Source organism: Microcella sp. (genome assembly GCF_019739195.1).
GTDB lineage: Bacteria > Actinomycetota > Actinomycetes > Actinomycetales > Microbacteriaceae > Microcella.
Genome location: NZ_JAHHDS010000003.1, coordinates 471,186 through 497,224, shown reverse-complemented (window position 1 = coordinate 497,224; position 26,039 = coordinate 471,186). Strand labels below are relative to the sequence as shown.

Genomic DNA, 26,039 nt, shown 5'->3' with positions numbered 1-26,039 from the left:
TGCTCAGAGCAGTGTTCCCGCTTCGGTCAGCACGCGACGCAGAATGCCCTCGATCTCGTCGAACTCGGCCGGCCCGATCGTCAACGGGGGAGCGAGCTGAATGACGGGGTCGCCTCGGTCGTCGGCACGGCAGTAGAGCCCGGCGTCGAAGAGCGCCTTCGAGAGGAAGCCGCGCAGCAGGCGCTCGGACTCGGCCTCGTTGAAGGTCTCTTTCGTTTCTTTGTTCTTGACGAGCTCGATGCCGAAGAAGTAGCCCTCGCCACGCACGTCGCCGACGATCGGCAGGTCTTTCAGTCGCTCGAGAGCCGCACGGAACTTGGGCGAGTTCTCGCGCACGTGCTCGAGAATGCCCTCTTCTTCCATGATGTTCAGGTTCTCGAGGGCGACGGCGGCCGACACCGGATGCCCGGCGAAGGTGTAGCCGTGATAGAACGCCGTCTGCCCGTGCTTGAAGGGCTCGTAGAGCCGGTCGCTCACGATCATCGCGCCGAGTGGCGAGTAGCCGCTCGTGAGGCCCTTGGCCGAGGTGATGATGTCGGGCACGTAGCCGAGGGCCGTGCACGCGAACATCTCGCCGATGCGGCCGTAGGCGCAGATGACCTCATCGCTCACCAGCAGCACGTCGTACTTGTCGCAGATCTCGCGCACTCGGGAGAAGTAGCCGGGGGGAGGCGGGAAGCAGCCGCCCGAGTTCTGCACCGGCTCGAGGAAGACGGCCGCGACGGTGTCGGGGCCCTCGAACAGGATCGCCTCTTCGATGCGGTTCGCGGCCCACTGCCCGAACTCTTCGAGCGAGCCGTGGAAGCCCATCTCTTCGGCTCGGTAGTAGTTGGTATTCGGCACGCGGAAGCCACCGGGGGTGAGCGGCTCGAACATCTCTTTCATGCCGGGGATGCCCGTGATCGCGAGGGCGCCCTGCGGCGTGCCGTGGTAGGCGATGGCGCGCGAGATGACCTTGTGTTTCATGGGCTTGCCGGTGAGCTTGAAGTACTGCTTCGCGAGCTTCCAGGCAGACTCGACGGCCTCGCCACCACCGGTGGTGAAGAACACGCGGTTGAGGTCACCAGGCGCGTAGTCGGCAAGTCGGTCAGCGAGCTCGATCGCCGTGGGGTGCGCGTAAGACCAGAGCGGGAAGAACGCGAGTTCTTCTGCCTGCTTGCGTGCCGCCTCCGCGAGGCGCTCACGGCCGTGACCGACCTGTACGACGAAGAGGCCCGAGAGGCCGTCGATGTACTTCTTGCCGTGCGAGTCATAGACGTGGTGGCCCTCGCCGCGCACGATGATGGGCACGCCGTTGCCGGCCTCCATGCCCGACTGGCGGGCAAAGTGCATCCAGAGGTGGTCTTTCGCCTTCTGCTGCAGGTCTGCCTCGGTGGCGGCGTCGAGCGCGACGCCCGAGGGTGCCAGCGCGGTGTCGATGGTCATGGTGTGCTCCTTCACGGCCTTGTGGGCCTTGGCGTTCTTCTTGGTGCGGAAAATGCTCATCGGGTCCCCCAGTTGTAGAACTGCTTCTGCAAGCGCAGATAGACGAATGTCTCGGTCGAGTGCACGCCCTCGATAGTGCGGATCTGATGGTTGAGCAGATCGATCAGGTCGTCGTCGTTCTCGCACACGACCTCGGCGAGAATGTCGAAGCTTCCCGCGGTGAGCACGACGTAGTCGACGGCGCGAATGTTGCTGAGCTTCTCGGCCACATGGGCGGTGTCGCCGACGACGCGCACTCCGATCATGGCCTGCCGATAGAAGCCGAGCTGCATCGGGTCGGTCACGGCCACGACCTGCATGACGCCGGCGTCGGTGAGCTTCTGCACCCGCTGGCGCACGGCAGCCTCGCTCAGGCCGACGGCCTTGCCGATCTCGGCGTACGAACGGCGGCCATCCGTCTGCAACTGCTCGACGATCGCTTTCGAGACGTCATCGAGGTGCACGGGCTTGGAACGGGTGGCCATGAGGTGATTCTGTCAGTGATCGTCAGCCTTGACAAGCGATTCCGCAGATATTGCGGGTCTTGAACGACGAAATCCGTCGCCAGGTCTCCTTCACGAGCCCGGATGCCGCGCTATTGTGTCGGCATGACCGTACGCACTCTGCACAACGTGATCGGGGGCGAGGCCGTGCCGAGCGCGGCCGAGACCCACCTCGAGCTGATCGACCCCGCGACTGAGCAGGTCTATGCCCACGCGCCGGTCAGCACACCGGCCGAGATCGATGCCGCCTACGCCGCTGCTGACTCAGCGTTTCGCTCATGGGGGCGCACTACTCCGGCCGAACGTCAGCTCGCACTGTTCCGCCTCGCCGACGCCATGGCCGACCATGCCGAAGAATTCGCCGACCTCGAGTCGCGAGATACCGGCAAGCCGCGAGCGACGCTCGTCGCCGACGAGATCGATCAGTCGATCGACCAACTGCGCTTCTTCGCCGGAGCGGCACGCGATCTCGACGGCCGCTCGGCCGGTGAGTACCTTGCCGACCACACGTCGTTCGTGCGGCGAGAGCCGATCGGCGTCATCGGGCAGGTGACGCCCTGGAACTATCCGCTCAACATGGCCATCTGGAAGATCGCGCCGGCCATCGCGGCGGGCAATACCGTGGTGCTCAAGCCCTCAGACACGACACCGCTCGCCACGGTGCGCCTCGCCGAGCTCGCGGCGGGCATCCTGCCCCCCGGCGTTCTCAATGTCGTTCTCGGTGATCGCACCACAGGCGCGGCTCTGCTGCAGCACCCCACACCCCAGATGGTGGCGATTACCGGGTCGGTGCGTGCGGGCATGGAGGTCGCGAAAGCCGCCGCGAGCGACCTGAAGCGCGTGCACCTCGAACTCGGCGGCAAGGCGCCCGCGCTCGTGTTCGCCGATGCCGACCCGCAGAAGGTCGCCGAGGGTCTCGTGCTCGCCGCCTACTTCAACGGCGGTCAAGACTGCACGGCGGCGACCCGCGTCATCGTGCACGAGTCGGTGCACGACGAGCTCGTCGCGGCGCTCGTCGAGCGCGCTCGCAGTCATGGCCGCACCGGCGGCCCGCGCGAGGATGGCATGCTCTACGGCCCCCTGAACAACGCACATCAGCTGGAGAGGGTCAGCGGCATCGTCGACCGGCTGCCCGAGCACGCGCAGATCGTGACGGGCGGCGCTCGACAGGGAGACGTCGGCTATTTCTGGCCGGCGACGATCGTGACGGGCATGCGGCAGGACGACGAGGCGGTGCAGGAGGAGATCTTCGGGCCCGTGCTCACGGTGCAGACCTTCCGCACCGAAGAAGAGGCGCTCGCGCTCGCGAACGGAGTGCGTTACGCCCTCGCCGCCTCGGTGTGGACAAGCGACCACGGCCGCGCGATGCGGTTCAGCCGCGACCTCGACTTCGGCTGCGTGTGGATCAACACGCACATTCCCTTCGTGAGCGACATGCCGCACGGCGGCTTCAAGCACTCCGGCTACGGCAAAGACCTGTCGCACTACGGCTTCGAAGATTACACGCGCGTCAAGCACGTGATGTCGTACATCGGCGGATAGCGCAGCTGCGCGGCGGGGGGAGCGATCGTGGCGACTGAGAGCGGCGATCTCGACGACACCATCATTCGGCTCGTCGAGCCGGCGCCTCCGATCGCGCGGCCGTTGCCCGGCGGTGGCGAGTCAGGGCCCGAGCCGACGGTGCAGTGGTCGGTGAGGGTGCGGGGTACCTCGACGGTCGTCGCGCTCGACCGGCCGGTCGACATCGGCCGAAACCCGAGCCTCAGCCGCATCGACGAGCACCCCGCGCCTCGGCGCGTTGCCATCCCTGCCGATCGGGGCGAGGTATCGGCACGCCACGTGCGCGTCGAGCAGGTCGGCGAGACACTCGTCGTTCACGACCTCGGGTCGACCAACGGCGTGGTCGTACACTGGGCTTCGGGGGCATCACGACGCCTGCGTCGCGGCGAGTCGATCGCGGTGCTCTCTGACGCGGTCATCGCGCTGGCAGACGGGGTCGAGCTCGACTTCGTGAGCGAGGGCGATCCGACCAGCGGCTGAGCTCGCCCGCCCCGCACCCCACCCTTCGCCCAGAGACTCGGAGCCCATCGTGACCGCCCTCGGCCGCAGCAGCGTTCGTCACATCGTGACGATGCCCGACCACGGCGAGGCGATCGAGCTGTCGTGGCATGGCGTGACGCATACGGGATACCGCCGCACGGCCAATGAAGACAGTTACCTCGCCGACGTGCCGCTCTTCGCCGTGGCCGATGGCATGGGCGGGCACTCGCACGGCGACCGGGCGAGCGATGCCGTCGTGCGGCGCCTGCAGGCCTCTGTCGACACCGAGTTCATCGAGGCCGCCGCGATCGTCGATGCGCTCAACCTCGCGACCTGGGATATCCATCAGCTCGACGAAGCCGATCTCGGCATCGGTACCACCGTCACCGGCGCTGCGCTCTCGCTTGTCGACGGCCGCGCGATGCTCACGGTCTTCAACGTCGGCGACTCCCGCGTCTACAGGTTCGTCGGCAACGAGCTCACGCAAGTGACCACCGACCACTCGCTCGTGCAAGAGATGGTCGACGCTGGGCAGTTGAACGCCGATCAGGCCGACAACCATCCCGAGGCCAACGTCATCACGCGCGCCGTCGGGTTCTCGATCGAGCCCGAGATCGACATGACTCTCTTGCCGTTGCAGTCGGGGATGCGCCTGCTGCTGTGCTCTGACGGTCTCACGAAAGAAGTACCGCTCGAGCGACTGCGTCTTCACCTCGCCGCGAGGCTGAGCGCTCGAGAGACGGCGAACGCGCTGGTGGATGCTGCGCTCGCGCAGGGCGGACGCGACAACATCACCGTGATCGTCGTCGACGTGGTGCACGCTCCCGACGCCTGACCCGCCCACTCTCTACACTGAGGAGATAGCTGCGGGCTCGCTGCGGAAGGGGGGATTCCATGGCGCAACGCCGACCGTCGGAACCTCCTGTGCTGCCCGGATTCAGTCACGTTCGCCTGCTGGGCAGTGGTGGCTTCGCCGACGTCTTCCTGTACGAGCAGAACATGCCGCGGCGGCAGGTGGCGGTCAAAGTGCTGCTCTCGGCCGTCGTGACCGATCAGGTGCGGCAGATGTTCCAGGTTGAGGCGAACCTCATGGCGCAGTTGTCGTCGCACCCGGGCATCTTGACGGTCTATCAGGCGAGCATCTCGGCAGACGGCCGCCCCTATCTCGTCATGGAGCTCTGCTCGGCGAAGCTCGGCGCGAGGTACCGTACCGAGCAGATTCCGGTCGCTGACGTGCTGCGCATCGGCGTGCAGATCGGCAGCGCGATTGAGACAGCCCACCGCAGCGGAGTTCTGCACCGCGACATCAAGCCGTCGAACATTCTCACCACCGCCTACGGGCATCCGGTACTCAGCGACTTCGGCATCGCCTCGACCCTGGGCTCGGCCGGCTCGACCGACAGCGTCGGCATGTCGATTCCGTGGTCGGCGCCCGAAGTGCTGCTCGACGACACGTCGGGCTCGGTGCAGAGCGAGGTGTGGTCTCTCGGTGCGACCCTGTTCACTCTGTTGGCCGGCCGCTCGCCCTTCGAAGTGCTCGACGGTTCGAACAAAGCCGACGACCTCATCGGGCGCATCGCCCGCGCACGCGTGCCGTCGATCGACCGCGACGACGTGCCGGCGTCGCTCGAGGCCGTGCTCAAGCGCTCGATGAAACGCAATCCTGAGCAGCGGCAGCAGTCGATGCTCGAGTTGGTGCGCGACCTGCAGCGCGTCGAGGCCGAGCTCGGTCTTGTCACGACTCAAGCCGATGTCGCCATGGACGACTGGGCGCTCGCGACCATCGGCGACCCGGGTGACCGCACGATCGTGCGCGCCGTCTCGCCGCGAGCGCCAGGGTCGGCGGCCGATCGTCGTCGACGACGTCGCAGCGCGGCCGCCATCGCCGCACCCTTCGCCGAGACTCCCGATGAGGCACCCACGGCGGCGACCGCATCGGCACGCCGAACGAGACTGATCGCCGCCGTGCTCGTGCTGGTGTCGCTCGGTGTCATCGCGCTCGGAGCGACGGCGACCCTGCTGGCGATCCAGGGAGGAGACCGCGAGCTGCCGCGCGTCGCCAACGTCGACGCGCAGCTCGACGGCTCGGCGATCGTGTTCTCGTGGTCCGACCCGGGACTCGCGGTCGGAGACACCTACCAGGTGCAGCTCTCCGACGGCTCCGAGGCTTTCCAGCGCAGCAGCGAGTTCGTGGTGGCGGCGAATCCTGGCGACCGAGTCTGCGTGACCGTGCGCGTCGTTCGCGAAGGCCGACTGGGTCAGCCGAGCGACGAGAAGTGCGCCGAGACGGTGGGGGAGTGAGCGGATGATCCGCCGCTGGTTCTCCCGCCACCGCTCCGTTGCTCTGACCGCTGTCAGCACGGGCGTTGTGGCGACGGTCGTCGCGACGATCGCGATCATCTCGGCCGGGTTCGAATCGCAGCGCCTCGATCTCAACGATGGAGCGGTGTGGGTGGTCAACGAAGACCGCCAGGCAATCGGCAGAGCCAATGTGCAGATCGGCATGCTCGATTCGGTGATTCCGGGTGAAGGGTCGCGGCTCAGCGTGCTGCAGCGGGGAACTGATGTGATCATCATCGACGAGGCGAACGCCACGGCTGAGGTGGTCGACGCGGCTCGATCCGAGGTCGTCGAGTCTGTGGCACTGCCGCCGGACGAGCCCACGGTTGCCCTCGCAGCGGCCTCGGTCGTGGTGCACAGCGCCGGCACAGGAGAAACCTGGGTCACGCCGCGGCCGGCCTTCGAGTCTTTCGATCCGGCGACCGTGGCCGCGTTCCAGTTCGGGCCTCGCAGCGCGATCGCGACGACCGATCGTCTGGGCCTCGTCGCCGTGTCACCGGGTCTGGGCGAGGTCTACCGGGTCGCACCTGATCGCGCCGATCGCGTCGACGCGACGTGGTCGATCGATCTGCCGCAGACCGCCGAGGTGCAGGTCAGCATCGCGCAGGGGCGCTGGGCCGTGCTCGAGGTCGCGACCCGGCTGCTGCACACCGAGGCAGGGGTCATTGACCTGTCGACGGTCATTCCGCCCGGCGCGGCGCCCGTGCTGGCCGAGCCCAGCGACGACGCGGAGGCGCTGCTTGTTGCCCACCGGGGAGGGCTCGTGTCGGTCGCGCTTGACAGCGGTTCGCTCGACGAGATCGTCATCGATCGCCAGGGGAGCCCGGCACCCCCGGTCACCGTCGACGGATGCTCGTACGCGGCCTGGACCGACGGCCTCGCGTGGCGACGGTGCGGCTCGACCGTGCAGCAACTCGTGCTCGATCAGGTGCCAGCGGCGGGCGAACTCGTGCACGTCGTTCGCGATGACCGCGTCGTGCTCAACGATCGAGGCGCAGGAGCCGCATGGGCGGTTCAGGACGACGGCCGTTTGATCGACAACTGGGACGAGCTCATCGTCGATGAAGAAGATGAGCGTGAACAGCAGGTCGACCTGCTGGACACTCCACCCGAGCTGGAGCGCACGCAGCAGCCGCCCGTGGCTCTCGATGATGAGTTCGGTGCTCGACCGGGCCGCGCGAGCACCCTGCCCGTGCTGCTCAACGACAGTGATCCGAATGGCGACGTGCTCGTGATCAGCGAGGTCGATCAACTCGATGAGCGCGTCGGCAGGCTCGATGTCATCGCCGACGGGCAACTTCTGCAGCTCACGCTGGAGAGCTCGGCGGCCGGAAGCATCGCCTTCGCGTACACGATCACCGACGGCCGCGGCGGGTCTGACACCGCGATCGTGACGGTCACGGTGCGCAGCGCGGGCGAGAACTCGCCGCCCGTGCAGGCCAGGGTCAGCAAGACGACGGTCGCGCAGGGCAGTACGGCGACCTCGGCGGTGCTCGGCGACTGGATCGACCCCGACGGAGACCCCATCTATCTCGAGCAGGCCACGGTCGCGCCTCCCGACCGTGCCACCTTCCGGCCCGACGGTCGTGTGACCTTCGCCGAGAGCGGAGGAGTCGGCGAGCTGCGCACGGTCGTGCTCGCGGTCAGCGACGGCGCGGCCGTCGGCCTCGGTGAGCTCGCTGTGACAGTGCGCCCTGCTGGCCAGACGCCCATCATCGCCGAGCCGTTCGTCGTGCTGGCCTACGCCGGTCAAGAAGTGCGCATCGAACCTCTCGTGCACGTGCGGGGCGGCAACGGCACCGTCCGCTTGTCGGCCGTGCCGGAGAAGAGCGGTGCAACGATCACCCCGAGCCTCGATCGCGGAGTGTTCCGCTTCTCGAGCCTCGAGGTGCGCACGCACTACCTCGAGTACGTGGTGACCGATGGAACGACGACGGCGACCGGCATCGTCAGAGTCGACGTCGCTGCGCCGCCTGAGGCGGGCTCGGCACCGATCACGGTGCCGAAGACGCTTTTCGTTCGCACGCTGAGCAGCGCGACCATCGCCGTCGCGAGCGCCGATATCGACCCCGCCGGTGGCGTGCTCGTCGTCACGGGCGTTGTCGGCATCTCTCCGGCGAGCGGCATGCGGGCAGAAGTGCTCGATCAGCGCGATGTGCGCATCTCACTCGGCCGCCCGCTGACTGGCCCGCAGTCGGTCGAGTACCGCATCAGCAACGGGCTCGCCGAGTCGACGGGCACGATCACCGTGATCGAGATTCCGCGCCCCGATCGCCTGCAGCCTCCCGTTGCGATCGACGACACGATCACGGTGCGCGTCGGTGACGCGGTGAGCATTCCGGTGCTGGCGAACGACGAGCATCCTGACGACGAGCCGATCACCCTCAACCCTGTGCTGGTGCAGGGCCTTACGGGAGACTCGGGTCTGCTCTTCGTCGCGGGCGACCGTCTGCGCTACCTCGCCCCCGACCAGCCCGGAGACTTCACGGCCGTGTACGAGGTGCTCGGGCCGCTCGGGCAAGAGCGTGCGCAGGCGACGGTGCGCATCAGCGTGCGCGAGGTCAACGAGGCGACCAACCAGGCGCCCATTACCCGCACGGTCACCGCCCGGGTGATCGCGGGAGACACCGTGCGCATCGCGATTCCCGTCGACGGCATGGATCCCGATGGAGACTCGGTGCAGGTGATCGGGCAGGAGTCGAGCCCGCAGAAGGGCTCGGTCGTGGAGACCGGCCTCGACTTCATCGACTACCAGGCGGGCAGCTACGCGGCGGGCACCGACGAGTTCCGCTACACCGTGGTCGACGCGCTCGGTGCCCGGTCGACCGGCCTCGTGCGGGTCGGCATCAGTCCCCGGCTCGAGGGTGCGCGCAACCCCGTCGCGAACGACGACCAGGTGCTGATCCGTCCGGGATTCAGGGTGCTCGTGCCCGTGCTCGAGAACGACACTGATCCTGACGGCACCGCGTTGACGGTCACGGGTATCGAGGCCAACGACGAGGCCGTCGTTGCCGAGGTGGTCGACGGTCAGTTCGTGCGCGTGACGCCGCCGAGCACGCCGGGGCAGTACGGGCTCGTCTACACGATCGAGAACGAGCTCGCGGGTGCATCACAAGCGTTCGTCACAGTCACGGTCGGCCCGGATGCCCCGCTCTCTGCACCCGTCGCACGCGATACTGTGCTCTCGCTCACCGACATCCTCGACCGCGACGAGATCGCTGTCGATGTGCTCGCCCGTGTTTTCTTCGCCGAGGGCGATGTCTCCGACCTGGGTCTGCAGCTCGTGCCGGGTTACGAGTCGGGGGCGAGTGTGCAGCCTGATCGGCGCGTTCTCGTCACGGTCGGCGAGCAACGGCAGATCATCCCCTTCCAGGTCGTGCACCCGGCTGATCCCGATGTGCGTTCGACCGCGTTCATCTGGGTGCCGGGTACCGATGACGCGCTACCTCAGCTCGACCGGCGCGCCGAGCGCGTCGAGGTGATCAGTGAAGAGACCGTCACCATCGACATCAATGACTACGTGCTCGCCGTCGGGGGGGCGTCGGTGCGGTTGACCGACTCGGCGACCGTGAGCGCCACCCAGTCGAACGGTGACGGCCTCGTCGTCGACGACGACACTCTGCGCTTTACCTCGGCCGACCTCTACTTCGGCCCGGCCTCGCTGACTTTCGAGGTGACCGATGGCGAGTCAGCAGATGACCCGGAAGGCAGAGTCGCGACGATCGTTCTGCCGATCGACGTGACCCCTCGCGAGAACCAGCCGCCCGCGCTCGTCGGGGCCACGCTCGAGCTTGAGCCCGGGCAAGAGCGGCTTCTCGACCTCGTGCGTGTCACGGCCTACCCGTACCCCGATGACGTCGACGAGCTCGCCTATTCGATCATCGATGGCCCCACGCCGGGTCTCGAGGTCGAACTGTCGGGGCAGTCTCTGCTCGTGAGGGTGCCGCCGAGCACGCCCCGCGGCTCGACGACGGGCGTCACCCTGGGTGTGCGAGACGACGCCGCGCAGGGCACTGCGGGCCGCATCCAGGTCTCGGTCGTCGCCTCGACGCGCCCGCTCGCTCGACCCGCCCCCGACGCCATCATCGCGCCTCGCGGCGAGACGACGACGATCAGGGTGCTCGACAACGACCAGGCCACCAACCCGTTCCCCGGCCAGCCGCTGCGCGTCGTCGACGTGCGCGGCCTCGATCAGGGCAGCCTGCCGGCGGGGGTCAGCATCGTACCGAGCGCCGACGGTCAAACACTGCTCGCGACGATCAGCGAGACAGCCGCCCCCATCGACACGAATCTCGAGTACCAGGTGGCCGATGCGACCGCAGACCCGGAGCGCTTGGTGTGGGGCGCGGTGCGCATCTCGGTGCAAGATGTGCCCGACCCGGTCACGTCGCTACGCGTGCAGTCGTATGCCAATCGCAGCCTGACGATCGCGTGGTCGCCTGGCGCGTCGAACAACGCCCCGATCGAGCGGTTCGACGCGACCGTGACGCGAGTGAGCGACGGTTCATCGACCACGACGTCGTGCCCGTCATCGCCGTGCAGCGTACCCACGCCGGGCAACGGGCCAGACAACAGAGTGCGGGTGAGCGTCATCGCCGTCAACGCGCAGGGTCCGTCGGCGCCCACCGCGATCGCCGAGGCCGTCTGGAGCGACCTCGTTCCCCCCGCCCCGACGATCGTCGGGGTCTCGCCGCTCGACGGCGGATTGCGCATTGGCTGGAGCAAGCCCGGCCAAGACAGTGCTGCGAGCCCCATTCGCAGCTATCGCATCACGGTCGGCAGCGTCTCGCGCACGCTCACCGTCTCGGCCGATGATGCAATCGGGACCGTCTATTGGCTCAATGTCGTGGATGCCGGGGCGCTCGCCAACGGTACGTCGTACTCGGTATCGGTCAGTGCGCGCAACGACTCATTCGAACCCCTGACGAGTTGGAACGCCGCCACCACCTCAGGGGTGCCCGCGGGAGCACCGTTGGCCCTCACGGCGCCAAGCGCGGTCGGATCGACCACGGAGTCGGGCTCGGGCGACAACTCGGTGAGCGTCTCGTGGAACGGTGCCTTCGCCGCGAACGGCCGGTCGATCACGGCGTACTACCTCTGGATCTCCAGCAGCGGCACAGCGCCTGCCTGCACGGTGACGGGCGTCGAGTCGGGGGAGCCCACGCACTCTCCGCCCTCCGGCGTTACTCAGTTCGCACCGACGTCGACGTCGACGGTGGTCGACGGACTCGCGGTCGACACCACCTATCGCGTCGTGGTTTACGCCTACAACGGCCAGGGCTGCACCGCGAGCGCCGAGGTCACGGCGACGCCTCGACCACGGCCGACCGCTGTTTCGGGCATCACCACCACCGGCCCCGAGGCAGTCGACACGGGTCGATGGGACTTCAGGCTGACGGGCGTCTCGACCGCGGGCGGAGACCCGGTCGATGTCGTGCAGTACCAGTTGGTGGATGCGGTCTCGCTCGCGCCGATCGGTGACGTCTCGGCACCCACGGCGCTGCCGATTCTGCTCACAGCCGGCGGGCTGCAGTACGGGCGCGATCTCGCCGTCGAGGTGCGCGGCTGCCGGCAGTACGAAGAGCTGCTGTGCGGTGCCTGGTCGTCGGCGATCGCAGTCGGCGTCGCGGTGCGCATTGACCCCTCCGTGACGATCACCGAGAGCGGCGGACCCCCCGACGACCGCATCGTCGAGATCGCCTGGACCCCGATGGATGCTGGCGCCTACTCGAGCGTCGGCTACGAGTGCCTCGGCGGCATCGTGCAAGGGGATCCCGCCACGTCGCCGTGCACCATCGCAGCAGACCCACCCGACGATCCCCGACTGGTCATCACCGTGACCGTCGGCTCACTCACCTACACACGGGAGTATCGACCATGACCATGACCCCCGAGCAGGCGACCTGGTTCGCCGAAGTCGTCGACCGCATCGTCTCGAACGTCGAGCGGGTCGTGCTGGGTAAGGAGTACGTGATCAGGCTCGGCCTCACGGCCCTGCTGAGCGAAGGGCACCTGCTGCTCGAAGACGTGCCGGGAACGGGCAAGACGTCGATGGCGCGCGCACTCGCGCAGAGCATCCGGGGCACGACGACGCGCGTGCAGTTCACGCCGGATCTGCTGCCCGGCGACATCACGGGCATGACGGTCTACGACCAGCGCACGGGCGAGTTCGAGTTTCACCCCGGACCCGTCTTCGCCACGATCGTGCTCGCCGACGAGATCAACCGGGCGAGCCCCAAGACGCAGTCGGCCCTGCTCGAGGTCATGGAGGAGGGACACGTCACGATCGACGGCGTCACGCATCCTGTCGAGGCTCCGTTCCTCGTCATCGCGACGCAGAACCCGATCGAGCAGGCGGGCACCTACCGATTGCCTGAGGCTCAGCTCGACCGATTCCTCATGAAGACCGCGATCGGCTACCCCGACCATGCGGCCACCGTGCGCATTCTCGACGGCGCGGGCGGACCGCGGGCCGAGGTCGTCGAGCCGGTCGTCGGCCTCGATGCCGTGCGCGACATGATTGCCGTCGCGCGCACCGTTCACGTCGACCCCGTGATCACCGATTATGTCGCTCGACTGGTCGAGGCCACGCGCACGAACGCTGATGTGCGCCTCGGGGCGAGCGTGCGCGGGGCGCTGGCGCTCATCCGCTGCTCCAAGACGTTCGCGGCCATCAACGGCCGCCACTACGTGGTTCCCGACGACGTGAAGGCGCTCGCCGAGCCCGTGCTCGCGCACCGCCTCGGGCTCGACCCCGAGTCGGAGTTCGACGGCGTGACCTCCGGTGCGGTCATCGCCCAGGTGCTCGTCGAGACGCCGCCGCCGAGCGATCGGGTCGCCGTGTGACGACCCCGGTATCTGACCGCTCTCCTCGCACGACGTCGGGCGAGCGGCATCGTCGCGCGCCCGACGAGTCGACGCTCGCCTCGACGGTCACGACGGCACGCACGCGCATCGTGGGCGAGCGCACGGGGGTCGTGGCTGATCTCGTCGTCGTCGTCGTACGCGCCCTGCGCACGGTGCGAGCGGCACTCGCATCGGCCGTGCGCGCTGCCTCGTCGGTCATCACACCACTCGGCTGGACGGTCGCGGTGCTCATTCCGCTCATGCTTCTCGCGGGGTACGCCTGGGGCTGGGTCGAGCTCATCGTGCTCGGAACCATCGGGGCGACGCTCGCGGTCGTCGCTGCGCTTTACCTCGTCGGCCGGGTGCGGCTGGCGATCGAGCTGAGCCCGCCGCCCAGCCGGGTCGCGGTCGGCGATGAAGCGTCGGCCGTGCTGAGGGTGACGAACCCGACGGGTCGACGCTCGTTCGCCCAGGTGATCGACGTGCCCGTCGGCACCGTCATCGTGCCCGTGAGCATTCACGGTCTCGCGCCCGGTCACGTGGTCGAGCGCGAGCTGGCAGTGCCCACTCAGCGGCGCGGCCGCTTGGCCCTCGGGCCGGTGCGAACTCTGCGAGCCGATCCGATCGGCCTCGTGCGCCGTGAGCTGATCTGGACCGACCCGCTCGAGATCATCGTGCACCCGCGAACAATCGACATCCCGTCGACCTCGAGCGGCCTCGTGCGCGACCTCGAGGGCCAGCCGACGCGTGATCTGACGCCGAGCGATCTGGCCTTCCACGCCTTGCGCGAGTACGTGCCTGGTGACGACCGCCGCCACATCCACTGGAAGTCGACGGCGAAGACGGGTGCCCTCATGGTGCGCCAGTTCGAAGAGACTCGACGCAGTCACCTCGTGGTCGCACAGAGCATCGCGAGCATCGATTTCGGGTCTGACGCGGAGTTCGAGCTCGCCGTGAGTGTCACCGCGAGCCTCGGTGCTCGGGCGATTCGGGATGCTCGCGAGGTGTCGGTCGTCGTGAGCGCCGTCACGCCCGACTTCGCGAAGCGCGCCGTGGTCGCGCTGCGACCGCTGTCGACCCTGACGCCCACTCGATTGCTCGACGAGCTGGCGCTCGTCGAGCACGGCCCTGCGGCACTGGGAATCCTCGATGTGGCGCGGCTCGCCGGTGAGGGTACGAGAGGCGTCTCGGTGGCTTTCCTCGTCGTGGGTTCGACCGTGACCGCCGCGAGGCTGCGCACGGCCGCCGCGGGCTTTCCGCCGGCCGTCGCGGTCGTCGTGCTGCAGTGCGACCCGGAGCGCGTGCCCGGGCGGCGCCGACTCGGCTCTTTCTCGGTCGTCACGATCGGCTCGCTCACCGACCTTCGTCATGCGATGCGGGGCGGCGATTCCTGATGCGAGCATCCGCACCCCATCGCGCCGCGTCGAGACCGGCGACGCGTCGTCCGACCCCGCGCACCTCGGTGCTCGTCTCGGCGACCGTCTTCACGATCGCGGCGTGGAGCCTCATCGCGGCGGTGCTCTGGCCGATCTATCGCGACCCGTCCTTCGTCATTCTCGCGGTCGTCGCCATCGTCATCGCGACGACCCTCGGTCTAGTGTCGACGCTCGGGCACTGGCCGGCGTGGGGCGTGATCCTTGCCGCCAGCGCAGCCTTCGTCGTGGTCGGTGTTCCGCTCGCCGTGCCGTCGCGCACCGTGTACGGCGTGCTTCCCGAGCCGCAGGGCCTGCTCGACCTCGTCGCCGGGGTCGCCCTCGGCTGGCGTCAACTCGTCACGATTGACCTGCCGGTCGGCAACTATCAGGCGCTGCTGGTCCCCGCTCTCGTCATCCTGTTAATCGGGCCACTGCTGACCCTCTCGATCGCGCTGCGCACCGAGGTGGGCGAGCTCGCCGCAGCCGTGCCGCTGGCAGCGCTGCCGCTGGCGATCGGGCTCGGCCCCGAGCGAGTCGAGCTGCCGATCTCGACCGCGATCTCGCTGGCAGCGGTGCTGCTGCTGTGGATGGCGGTCTGGAGACGGCATCGGCGTCGCGCCTTACTCGGCGCGGCGGCCTCCGCTGCCGATTCGCGATGGGCTGGTACTCGAGCGATCGCCACCGCCCTTGCCCTCGTGCTCGTCGCCGGCGGCGCGGGCGCGGGGGCGGTCGCGATGCTGCCGCCGGCGGGGGAGCGCACGGTGTTGCGCACGGTCGTGGAGCGACCCTTCGATCCGCTCGAGCAGCCCAGCCCGCTCGCCGCCTATCGCGCCTCGTTCGCCGAGGAGGTCGTGGGGGCGCCAGCGTTGACCATTGCGGGGGCTCCGGCGGGCAGTCGCGTTCGCCTGGCCGTGCTCGACAGCTACGACGGGGTCGTGTTCGCGGTGGGGAGCGACAGCGTCGACAGCGAGTCTGGCCGGTTCGTGCGCATTCCGACGCAGCGCGACCTCACTGGCATCGACGGAGAACGGGTGCAGATCACTCTTCGACTCGAACGGGCGACCGGCGTCTGGCTTCCGATCATCGGCGAATTCGGCGCGATCGAGTTCGCGGGCGACGAGGCCGCCGACGTGCGCGACCAATTCGTGTTCAACGCCGTGACGGGCTCGGCCGCGCTCGTGGGCGGCGCCGACGCCGGTCTCGAGTACACCCTCGAGTCGGTCGTGACCGAGCGCGCGCCCGCGACGCTCTCGACGGCTGTGCCGGGTGACGCCGAGGTGCCCGGCATCATTGCGGTTCCGGAATCGCTGCGCGAATGGCTCGACGCCGTCGCCCCCGTCGACCAGGCTGCGGGTGCTCGACTGCAGCGCGCAGTCGCCGCTCTGCAGCGCGATGGCTACCTCAGCCACGGCGTGGCCGACGACGAGGCGCCGAGCCGCTCGGGCCATTCGATCGAGCGCCTCGATGAGCTCTTCACTCAACGACCGATGATCGGTGATGCCGAGCAATACGCCGCGGCCGCCGCCCTCATCGCCCGCGAGCTCGGATTCCCCTCGCGCGTCGTGCTCGGATTCGGGCCAATCGATGGCGGAGCAGAGGTCACGGTGCTCGAGGGCGAGCGCACGGCGTGGGTCGAGATCTCGACCGGGTCGTCGGGGTGGGTGCCTGTCGACGTCGTTCCTGATCGACGTGAACTGCCACCGATCGAGCCGGATGACCCGACTCCCGTCTCGCGGCCCCAGAACGCACCGCAGCCGCCCGTCGATGACCCGCCGGCCCTCGACGAGCTCGCGCCGCCCGAGATCGAGCAGGCCGATGATCCCGCGATCGACCCGTTCTGGCAGGCCGTGCTGACTGTCGTCTCCGTGCTCGGCTGGGTGCTGCTCGTCGCCGGACTCATCGCGTCGCCGATGCTCGGAGTCGTGGCGGCCAAGCTGCGGCGCCGCCGACGTCGCCGCACCGCAGCAGACCCCACCGCGCGCATCTTGGGCGGGTGGCGCGAGCTGATCGACGAGGCACGAGACTTCGGAGTCGAGCTGCCGCGGGCGGCGACCCGATCAGAACTGGCGACCGTGCTCGATCGACCACAGGCGCTCGTGCTCGCACGCGTCGCAGACCGCGCGGTGTACGCGCCCGAAGAGCCCACGAGCTCTGAGGCCGACACCGTGTGGGTCGCGGCTGACGCCGTGCGGGCATCCCTCGCCGATGGCCGCTCGCGACGCGACCGGTGGCGGGCCGCGATCTCGCCCGCGTCGCTGCGTCGGTATTCTGGGGCGATGCCAGCGTCGACGGGGGGCCGGAGGGCATGAACTGCCAGCACTGCGGTGCCGATCTGCCGCCCATCGCGATGTTCTGCGGCGAGTGCGGGCGATCAGTATCGGCGCGATCAGTCGTGCCCCCGGTCGACGGAAGGCCGGAAGCGCCGGTCAACGCGCGCATCGAGTTTGAGCCTGTCGCGGAGCCCGCGCCGGAGCCGGAGCCGGAGCCGGAGTCTGAGTCTGAGTCTGAGTCTGAGTCTGAGTCTGAGTCTGAGCCTGAGCCGGAACCTGAGTCTGAGTCTGAGCCTGAGCCGGAGCCCACACCGGAGCCCGAGCCCGAGCCGCCCCCGTCACCGGCAGTAGCGTGCACCGCGTGCGGCACGCCCGCAGAATCAGACGATCGATTCTGCGCCGGATGCGGCCAGCGGCTTGCCGCTGAGAGTGCCATCGCCGCTCCACCCGCCGGCGAAGGCGAGCGGTTCGTGCTGCAGTTCAGCACGGGCGAGAGCTACACCGTGATCGGGTCGGGGCTCGCCGGACGCAACCCTCGACCCGAGCCGGGCGAAGTGGTCGATCACGTGGTGACTATCGTCGACCCCGGGCGCTCCGTCTCCAAGACGCACCTCGAGTTCGGCCATAACGACGGCGTGTTCTGGATCAGCGATCGGCACTCCGGCAACGGCACGGTGATCCGAGAACCGGGCGCCGAGCCCCTGCCGTGCGTGCCGGGCCGGCGGTATCCGGTCGAGCGCGGAACCCGGGTCGACCTGGGCGATCAGTACCTGCTGCTCAGTTAGCGGCTCCTCCCCACCGTCCATCACCGCTGACTCCGGCACGAAACCGGCCGCCCACGAGGGCGAGTGCCTCGACGTGCGGTGTCATGGGGGCACGATGCCTCTGCCGCCGATGCCCGAGCCCCCTCGCCCGCCCAGCACTGCGCCTTTCCCGGTGGTCGCCGTGGTCGCACCCATGATTGGTGCCGTCGTGATCGGCATGGTGCTCGCCTCCCCGTTCATGCTGCTCTTCGCCGCGCTGGGTCCCATCGTCGCCGTCGCGGGCGTCATCGATGGCCGTCGGTCGGCTCGCCGACATCGCCGTGCCGAGGCCGAGCGGTTCGACCGCGAGTGCGCGCTGTTCGAGCAGGCGATCGATCATGCCCACGCGGTCGAGCGGCGCGAGGCCGAGCGCAGCACCCCGCATCCTCCCCGCTCGCTCGCCGACGGGGGAGCGGCAGCGGCGCTGCGCATCGGCACTGGGTTCGGCCGCAGCTCGGTCGCGATCGAGTCGGCGCATCGCGTCGGCGACTCCGATGACGATCGGCGCCTGGGGCGGATGCTCGCGCGAGCCCAGCAGAACCCTGAGCTTCCCGCCCTCATCGCTCGTGGGCACCTTGTGGTCGAGGGCAGTGGCCTTGTCGCCGAGGTGCTGTGCCGTCGACTCTCGCACGAGCCGGGGGTGACGCTGCATCGCGCCGCGCGCGGCGGTCATGCCGATGGGTCTGACGGGCCGCCCGTCGGTGCCTCCGTGATCACCGTGATCTCTGCGACCCTGGTCGAGGTGCGCGAGGCGGGCCGCCCGGTACGTCGGATGAGACCTGAATTCGTCACCGGGCGACAACTCGAAGCGGCTCGATCGTCGACAGCCTCTGAACGACGTCTGCCGACCGCTGTCTCATGGGGCACTCTCTCGCGGCATGGTGAAACCGCGACCGGCCTTGTCGGCGTGCCGATCGGCGTCGGCGAGTCAGGCGTCGTCGCGATCGACCTCGTCGGGTCGGGGCCGCACGCCCTCGTGGGCGGCACGACCGGCAGCGGCAAGAGCGAGCTGCTGCGCGCGCTCGCACTCGGCTGGGCCGCGGCCGAGCCCCCGAGCGCGGCGCAACTGCTGTTCATCGATTTCAAGGGCGGGGCCACCTTTGCGCGCCTGACCGAGCTGCCCCACTGCATCGGTCTCGTCACCGACCTCGACCCGGTCGTCGCGCAGCGGGCGATGCGCTCGCTGCGCGCTGAGCTGCGGCACCGGGAACGGGCACTGAGCGACGCCGGCGCACGCGACATTCGCGAGCGACCCGATCTGCTGCCCCGACTACTCCTGCTCGTCGACGAGTTCGCCACCCTGACCGCGACTTTTCCCGAGCTGCACGGTGTGTTCGCTGACATCGCGGCCCGAGGTCGCTCGCTCGGCATGCACCTGGTGCTGTGCACGCAGCACCCGGCGAGCGTCGTGCGCGACGCCATCGCGGCCAATTGCCCGGTCAGGCTCTCATTCCGGGTCACCGACGCCGCTTCCGGAGGCATTGTCGGTGAGCGCGCGCGAGAACTCATCGCTGCGCCGCCCGGTCGAGCGATGCTGGTGGGTGAGAACGGCACCCATCCCCTGCAGGCGGCCGTCATCGACGACGACGACATCGACCAGGTGCTCGAACGGTGGAGCGCGCACGAGGCGGGCGGCAGCACGTGGTGCCCGCCTCTCCCCGAGCGGCTCGCCGTCGATGACCTTCCCCCGAGCGAGCGCCCGTCGCCCGACCACGGCGATCCTGCACCGCCGCGCTCCCTGATCGACAGCATCACTTTCGGAGTACTCGATGATCCGGATGAGCGCGCACGGTACCGTGCGCAGTGGCACCCGCCCCGCGACGGTTGCCTCGTCGTGCTCGGCGCATCGAGCAGCGGCAAGTCAACGCTGCTCGCCGCACTCGCCGCAGGCGTCGGTGACGACACATCGTGCGTCGTGGTGCCGCCGACGCTTCCCGAAGCATGGTCTGTGCTCGAGCAGCTCTCCGTACGCCCGCCTGCGGCCACACTACTGCTCTGCGACGGCCTCGATCTTCTTCTGGCAGCCGCGGGCGACAGGTCGTCCGAGCTGCTAGCGCGATGGGATTCCGCGGTGCGAGCGATGCGAGCAGCCGGAGGTGCCGCGGCGGCATCTGCGTCGTCGTCGAGCGCTGGCAGCTCGGTGCTCGGCGGGCGCTTCGAGAGCCGTGTGCACCTGCGGTGCGCCGACGCAGACGAGCACGCGATGGCCGGAGCACCGCGCGGTCTCTTCGATCGCCGCGCACCGGCCGGGCGCGGGTGGTGGCGCGATCTGCAGCTTCAGGTCATCGAGCCCACCACGACGTTGCCAGCTGCTCGCGCCGCACCCGCACCGCCCTGGTTGCCCGACTCTGATCGCGACGCGATCATCATCGCGGCGCGCATCGACTCCGTTGCTGAGCGCATCGCGGTCGCGCAGCTTCCGCATCAGGTCATCGGCGACGTCTCGGCCGCCGCGGCGTCGACCGCACCGCCCGACCGCAGTGTGGCGATTCAGCCGCGCATCCTTCTTGCGACGCCCGCGCACTGGCAGTCGGCGTGGTCTTTGCTGAGTGCCGCTCGAACGCAGGTTCCGATCGCCATCATCGGTTGCGACGCGGCCGACGTGCGCAGCTTGCTCAGTCACCGCGACCCACTGCCGCCGATCGACCCGGGCCGCGCCGAGTTCTGGCTTGCGGAGCCGAACGGGTCGATCAGCCGCGCGGCCTCGCCGCTCGCCGCCGACCCGCCCCGTGAGAGTAGCCTTCGGCCTGCTCGCTAGGCCTAGTCGAGCACTGAGACGAGGGGCACCGAGGCGAGACCGTGTGCTGTACCGACAGGCTCATTGGTGACCGAGCCAGCGTGGGTGTTGAGACCGAGCGCCAGCGCGGCATCCGACCGCAGGGCGGCCTTCCAGCCGAGATTGGCGATCGCGCGCACATACGGCATGGTCGCGTTGGTGAGCGCGTACGTCGACGTCGCGGGCACCGCGCCCGGCATGTTCGCGACGCAGTAGAAGATGCTGTTGTGCACCTCGAAGGTCGGTTCGGCGTGCGTCGTGGGTCTCGAATCGGCGAAGCATCCGCCCTGGTCGACGGCGATGTCGACGAGCACACTGCCCGGCTTCATGCGTGAGACGAGCTCGTTGCTGATCAGCTTGGGAGCCTTCGCGCCGGGAATGAGCACCGAGCCGATAAGCAGGTCTGCCTGCATGGCGGCGCGCTCGATTTCGAAGCCGTTCGAGGCGATCGTCCGGATGCGTCCGCTGTACAGGGCGTCGAGCTCGCGCAGACGCTGAATGTTGGTGTCGAGCACCGTCACCTCGGCACCGAGGCCGACCGCCATCGCGACCGAGTTCGTGCCGGCGACACCGCCGCCGAGCACGACGACGTTCGCGGGGTGAGTGCCGGGAACCCCCGGTACCAGCAGGCCGGGGCCGCCGTTGGGGCGCAGCATGGCATTGGCGCCGACGATGGGGGCGAGGCGACCGGCCACTTCACTCATCGGAGCGAGCAGGGGCAGGGCGCGAGACGGCAGCTGCACGGTCTCATAGGCGATGCCGGTCACCCCCGCCGCGAGCAGTGCCTCCGTCAGTGCCTTCTCAGCCGCGAGGTGCAGATAGGTGAACAGAACGAGCCCGTCGCGGAAGTGCCCGTACTCCGAGGCCACCGGCTCCTTGACCTTGAGCAGCAGCTCGGCCTCGCCCCAGACGGTGTCGGCGTCGGGCACGATGCGTGCGCCCTGTGCGGAGTAGTCGTCGTCGGTGATCGACGAGCCCGTGCCGGCGCCCGCCTGCACGAGCACCTCGTGGCCGTGGCTCACCAGGTCGTGCACGCCAGCGGGCGTGATGGCGACTCGGTACTCGTTGTTCTTGACCTCGGCCGGAACGGCGATTCTCATGGCGTCTCCTCGCGGTGAATGCGCGCCGGAGAAGAGGCACCGCCGCGCTGCGTTGCTCGATCAGCGTAGCGCGCCGAAGCGATGGATTCCGCACCGTTCTTTACCTGGAAGTGCTGATTTCGTGACATTTGTGTTTCAGAATCGACGAATCGGGCCCTCAGGGGTGCGAGCACGACTAGGCGTATGACAGTATCGACCCACCGTCACCGCGCGGTATCGGACACCGTCGTACCGGCAATCGCTAGAAGGAGCCCGCCATGAACCGACCTCTTCCCGAAGACCCGATGATCCGCAGCCTCATCGCCCAAGCGAAGCGCGCGCAGGTGAGCCGCCGAACCATGCTGGCCGGTACCGGTGCCGGAGCGACCGCCCTCGCGCTCGCAGCCTGCACGACGGATGCTGCACCTGCGGGCCCTGCAGAAGACAACTCGGCGAACGACCCCACCCTCAACTGGGCCAACTGGCCGTTCTACATCGACGAGGACGACGACGGAAACTACCCCACCCTGCTCGCCTTCCAAGAGCAGTTCGGCATCGACGTCAATTACCTCGTCACGGTCGACGACAACAACTCGTACTTCGCCACGGTGCGCGACCAGCTCGCCCTCGGTCAAGACATCGGGGCCGACACCGTGTGCCTCACCGACTGGATGGTGAACCGCTGGATCCAGCTCGGCTACACACAAGAGCTCAACAAGGCCAACATCCCCAATGCCGCCAACCTCGTGCCGAGCCTGCAGAACCCCGCGTTCGACCCGGGCCGCGTGCACTCCCTGCCGTGGCAGGGCGGCTTCGCCGGCATCTGCTACAACGTCGAAGCGACGAGCGAGGTGCGGTCGGTGAGCGACCTGTGGCGTCCCGATCTCACGGGCCGCGTGGGTGTGCTCTCCGAGATGCGCGACACGATCGGCGTCATCATGCTCGAGAACGGCGTCGACATCTCGGGTGACTTCACGGCCGACGAGTTCAACGCTGCTCTCGACATCTTCCGCACCCAAGTCGAGTCGGGCCAGATCCGCAACGTGCGCGGCAACGCCTACACCGAAGATCTCGTCAACGAAGACACGCTCGCCGCGATCTGCTGGTCGGGTGACATCACCGTGCTCAACTTCGAGGCCGGTTACGAGAAGTGGAAGTTCCTGCTTCCCGAGGGCGGAGCCACGCTCTGGAACGACAACTTCCTCATCCCGATCGGCTCGCCGCGCAAGACGAACGCCGAGACGCTCATCAACTACTACTACGAGCCTGAGGTCGCTGCCGAGGTCGCCGCGTGGGTGAACTACATCACCCCCGTCGCCGGAGCACAGGAGGCCGCCGTGGCCATCGACCCCGAACTCGCGGAGAACCAGTTGATTTTCCCGAACGACGAGACCCTCGCGCAGTCGAAGATCTTCCGCGGCCTCACCGCGCAGGAGGAGAACGAGTACCAGGCCGCCTTCCAGGCGATCCTGCTCGGCGCCTGATCCCACCCCACCAGAAGGAGATCCACCGAGGTGACGAACAACGATGTTCCGCAGGGGGGTTTCGCTGAAGCAGGTGCTGACCTCGAGCTGGTCGGCATCACCAAGCGATTCCCAGGCTTCACAGCGATCGAAGAACTCGACCTGACCATTCCGGCCGGTTCGTTCTTCGCTCTGCTGGGGCCCTCCGGGTGCGGCAAGACGACCACCCTGCGGCTCATCGCCGGTCTGGAAGAGCCCACGGCGGGCCGAATCCTCATCGGCGGCAAGGACGTCACGGCGACGAAGGCGTTCCAGCGCCCCGTCAACACGGTGTTCCAGAGCTACGCGCTCTTCCCGCACATGACGATCCTCGAGAACGTCGCGTTCGGGTTGCGCCGACGGGGCATCAAGAACGCCGAGCCGCTCGCGCACGAGGCGCTCACGCTCGTCGAGCTCGATCACCTCGCCACTCGCAAGCCGGGGCAGCTCTCCGGCGGGCAGCAGCAGCGTGTCGCGCTTGCGCGCGCCGTGGTCAACCGACCCGCGCTGCTGCTGCTCGACGAGCCGCTTGGGGCCCTCGACCTCAAGCTGCGGCGTCAGATGCAGGTCGAACTCAAAGACATCCAGAGCGAGGTCGGCCTGACCTTCCTGCACGTGACCCACGACCAAGAAGAAGCCATGACCATGGCCGACACTGTCGCGGTCATGAACAAGGGCCGCATCGAGCAGATGGGCGCCCCGCAAGAGCTCTACGAACTGCCGCACACGGCCTTCGTCGCGAAGTTCCTCGGTCAGTCGAACCTCTTCACGGGAGACGTCGTGTCGAGCTCGAGCACATCGCTCGTGGTTGACGCCGGCGGCACCAAGATCGAGGTTCCGCTCGAACGCGCACAACGCCACAGCGGCCGCATCACCGTCGGTGTGCGACCCGAGAAGGTCAGCCTGCACGACAGCGCGCCGAAGGCCGACTCGGCGCGCAACGTCATCGGCCCCGGCCGCATCACCGATGTGTCGTTCAGCGGTGTGAGCACGCAGTACGAAGTGACGATGCCCCGTCACGGTGCGGTCACGGTGTTCGCGCAGAACACGTCGATCTCGACGCTTCACCACGACGGCGACGAGGTTTGGCTCAGCTGGTCGGTCGATCACGCCTTCGGGCTGGCCGACGAGGCCGAGAGCGAGCCGGTCTCGCGGTTCCATGCCGACCTCGACACCTCGATGATCGCGGTGCAGTCTCGCAAAGACCTCGAAGCGGAACTCGAGGGGGCCTAGGCCATGGCCTTCACCGCTTTCTCGAGCTCGACGGCGGTGGTCGAGCCGGTCGCTCGGCGCAAGAGCCCCATCGCGCTCTTCCTGCTGCTGCCCGGCATCTTCTACCTGATCCTGTTCTTCGTCACACCGCTGATCTCGCTCGTGATCACGAGCCTGCAAGAGCCCGACCCGGTGATCTTCGGCCAGTTCCAGAACGCCTTCAACTGGCAGAACTACGTCGTCGTGCTCGAGACCTACTGGCAGCAGGCGATCCGTTCGGCAGGCTATGCAGCGCTCGCCACACTCTTCGCGCTGCTCATCGGCTTCCCGCTCGCCTACTTCATCGGCATCACTCTGCGGCCGTACCCGTTGCTGCAGGCGCTCGCGCTCGTGCTGGTGATCGCCCCGTTCTTCATCTCGTTCCTGCTGCGCACCCTGGCCTGGAAGCAGATCTTCTCGACCGAGGGGCCGGTCTCGGGGATCCTGTCGTCACTGGGCGTTCTCGGTCCGGGTGAAGCGATCACGGGCACCGCGTTCTCGGTGATCTTCGGCCTCACCTACAACTTCATCCCGTTCATGACCCTGCCGATCTACGCGACGCTCGAGCGCTTCGACCTGCGCTTGATCGAGGCGGGCAACGACCTCTACGGCAGTCCGGCAACGACCTTCCGCACGGTCACCCTTCCGCTCTCAGCGGCGGGCGTCATGTCAGGAACCCTGCTCACCTTCATCCCCGCAGCGGGCGACTACATCAATGCCTCGCGCGAGTTCCTCGGCTCGGCCGACACGACCATGATCGGCAACGTGATCGAGACGAACTTCCTGGTGCTGCAGAACTTCCCGGCCGCGGCAGCGCTGTCGCTTGTGCTCATGGCCTTCATCTTGATTCTGGTCAGTCTCTACGTGAAGCGCAGCGGAACGGAGGAGCTGCTGTGAAGGGCTTCGGCAAGTACGCCATCTGGGTCTACTCGGCGATGGCGTTCGTCTTCCTGCTCATTCCGATCGTGTACACGATCGTCTTCTCGTTCAACGACGCCCGGCGCACGAACATCATCTGGCGCGGGTTCACGTTCGACAACTGGCTCAACGTGTGCGAGGCGCAGACGGTGTGCCAGGCATTCGGCAACAGCGTTCTCATCGGCGTCGTCGCGACCGTGATGGCCACGACTCTCGGCACCATGATCGCGATTGCTCTCGTGCGCTACCGGTTCCGGTTCCGCAACACCACGACGCTGCTGATCTTCCTGCCGATGACCACACCCGAGGTCGTGCTCGGCGCCGGTCTCGCGGCGCAGTTCTTGCAGGCCGGCGTTCCGAAGGGTCTGGGCACGATCATCCTCGCCCACACGCTGTTCTGTTTGAGCTTCGTCGTGGTGACGGTGCGCGCTCGGGTCGCGAGCCTCGACCCCGCTCTCGAAGAGGCGGGTCGCGACCTCTACGGCAACCCGCGACAGGTCTTCTGGCGCATCACCTTCCCGATGCTGCTGCCCGGTATCGTCGCGGCTGCCCTGCTGTCGTTCGCCTTGAGTTTCGACGACTTCATCATCACGAACTTCAACCGTGGTGCCGAAGTCACCTTCCCGAGCTTCGTGTACACGGCGGCCGCCCGAGGAATACCGGCAGAAGCGAACGTCATCGCTTCGGCCGTGTTCTTCCTGGCGATCATTCTCGTACTGGTATCGCAGTTCTCCGCGGCTGCCCGGCGACGCAAGCTCGCGAAGCAGGGCTGACGCAGCGCACCGCCCTCCCCGTCTGACCGCTCGTCGCACACGGACGGTCAGGAAGCACG

Annotated in this window: 17 protein-coding genes and 1 pseudogene; 15 read left to right on the top strand and 3 right to left on the bottom strand. The window is 68.1% G+C overall.

Annotated elements, in window-relative coordinates; genetic code table 11:
• Positions 1-3 precede the first annotated feature (3 nt).
• Positions 4-1,425 (bottom strand): aspartate aminotransferase family protein, encoded by a 1,422-nt coding sequence (locus tag KL788_RS04075; protein ID WP_293168747.1) that lies wholly within the window; start codon positions 1,423-1,425, stop codon positions 4-6.
• Between the two features lie 56 nt (positions 1,426-1,481).
• A complete protein-coding gene (locus tag KL788_RS04070) occupies positions 1,482-1,949 on the bottom strand; it encodes an Lrp/AsnC family transcriptional regulator (RefSeq protein ID WP_293168745.1) in 468 nt (155 codons plus the stop codon).
• A gap of 123 nt (positions 1,950-2,072) precedes the next feature.
• Between KL788_RS04070 and KL788_RS04065 the strand changes: the two genes are divergently transcribed.
• The 11 genes and pseudogenes from KL788_RS04065 (at position 2,073) to KL788_RS04020 (ending at position 20,439) form a co-directional block, all read left to right on the top strand.
• Complete coding sequence (locus KL788_RS04065) at positions 2,073-3,509, top strand: gamma-aminobutyraldehyde dehydrogenase (RefSeq protein WP_293168744.1); 1,437 nt, start codon at positions 2,073-2,075, stop codon at positions 3,507-3,509.
• Positions 3,510-3,536: 27 nt separating this feature from the next.
• Positions 3,537-4,007 (top strand): FHA domain-containing protein, encoded by a 471-nt coding sequence (locus KL788_RS04060; RefSeq protein ID WP_293168742.1) that lies wholly within the window; start codon positions 3,537-3,539, stop codon positions 4,005-4,007.
• 49 nt (positions 4,008-4,056) lie between these two features.
• Positions 4,057-4,842, top strand: coding sequence for a PP2C family protein-serine/threonine phosphatase (locus KL788_RS04055; RefSeq protein ID WP_293168740.1), 786 nt, complete (start codon positions 4,057-4,059; stop codon positions 4,840-4,842).
• Positions 4,843-4,901: 59 nt separating this feature from the next.
• A complete protein-coding gene (locus tag KL788_RS04050; RefSeq protein WP_293168738.1) occupies positions 4,902-6,308 on the top strand; it encodes a serine/threonine-protein kinase in 1,407 nt (468 codons plus the stop codon).
• A gap of 4 nt (positions 6,309-6,312) precedes the next feature.
• Positions 6,313-12,228, top strand: a complete 5,916-nt coding sequence (locus KL788_RS04045) for an Ig-like domain-containing protein (protein WP_293168736.1) — start codon at positions 6,313-6,315, stop codon at positions 12,226-12,228.
• A complete protein-coding gene (locus tag KL788_RS04040) occupies positions 12,225-13,193 on the top strand; it encodes an AAA family ATPase (RefSeq protein ID WP_293168734.1) in 969 nt (322 codons plus the stop codon). Before KL788_RS04045 ends, KL788_RS04040 begins: the two co-directional genes overlap by 4 nt.
• Positions 13,190-14,587, top strand: coding sequence for a DUF58 domain-containing protein (locus KL788_RS04035; RefSeq protein WP_293168732.1), 1,398 nt, complete (start codon positions 13,190-13,192; stop codon positions 14,585-14,587). Before KL788_RS04040 ends, KL788_RS04035 begins: the two co-directional genes overlap by 4 nt.
• On the top strand, positions 14,587-16,917 hold the full coding sequence (locus KL788_RS04030) for a transglutaminase-like domain-containing protein (protein WP_293168730.1): 2,331 nt from the start codon (positions 14,587-14,589) through the stop codon (positions 16,915-16,917). The genes KL788_RS04035 and KL788_RS04030 overlap by 1 nt, the downstream gene beginning before the upstream one ends.
• Positions 16,914-16,979, top strand: a pseudogene (locus KL788_RS14090) (zinc-ribbon domain-containing protein); the annotation flags it as partial. The gene KL788_RS04030 and the pseudogene KL788_RS14090, both read left to right, overlap by 4 nt.
• Before the next feature lie 369 nt (positions 16,980-17,348).
• Positions 17,349-17,663, top strand: coding sequence for an FHA domain-containing protein (locus KL788_RS04025; RefSeq protein ID WP_293168728.1), 315 nt, complete (start codon positions 17,349-17,351; stop codon positions 17,661-17,663).
• A gap of 109 nt (positions 17,664-17,772) precedes the next feature.
• Positions 17,773-20,439, top strand: coding sequence for an FtsK/SpoIIIE domain-containing protein (locus KL788_RS04020; protein WP_293168726.1), 2,667 nt, complete (start codon positions 17,773-17,775; stop codon positions 20,437-20,439).
• 2 nt (positions 20,440-20,441) lie between these two features.
• On the opposite strand, the gene ald is transcribed toward KL788_RS04020, so the two are convergent.
• Positions 20,442-21,557 (bottom strand): alanine dehydrogenase, encoded by a 1,116-nt coding sequence (gene ald, locus KL788_RS04015; RefSeq protein ID WP_293168724.1) that lies wholly within the window; start codon positions 21,555-21,557, stop codon positions 20,442-20,444.
• 257 nt (positions 21,558-21,814) lie between these two features.
• On the opposite strand from ald, the gene KL788_RS04010 reads away from it, so the two are divergent.
• Genes KL788_RS04010 through KL788_RS03995 form a run of 4 tightly spaced genes read left to right on the top strand, consistent with a single transcriptional unit; the run spans position 21,815 to position 25,980 of the window.
• Positions 21,815-23,020 carry an ABC transporter substrate-binding protein gene (locus tag KL788_RS04010; RefSeq protein ID WP_293168722.1) on the top strand — a complete coding sequence of 402 codons (1,206 nt, stop codon included), beginning with the start codon at positions 21,815-21,817 and terminating at the stop codon, positions 23,018-23,020.
• A gap of 30 nt (positions 23,021-23,050) precedes the next feature.
• On the top strand, positions 23,051-24,271 hold the full coding sequence (locus KL788_RS04005; protein WP_293168720.1) for an ABC transporter ATP-binding protein: 1,221 nt from the start codon (positions 23,051-23,053) through the stop codon (positions 24,269-24,271).
• 3 nt (positions 24,272-24,274) lie between these two features.
• A complete protein-coding gene (locus tag KL788_RS04000; RefSeq protein WP_293168718.1) occupies positions 24,275-25,186 on the top strand; it encodes an ABC transporter permease in 912 nt (303 codons plus the stop codon).
• The gene (locus tag KL788_RS03995) at positions 25,183-25,980 is read left to right on the top strand and encodes an ABC transporter permease (protein WP_293168716.1); all 798 of its coding nucleotides are present in this window, start codon (positions 25,183-25,185) and stop codon (positions 25,978-25,980) included. Before KL788_RS04000 ends, KL788_RS03995 begins: the two co-directional genes overlap by 4 nt.
• Positions 25,981-26,039 lie beyond the last annotated feature (59 nt).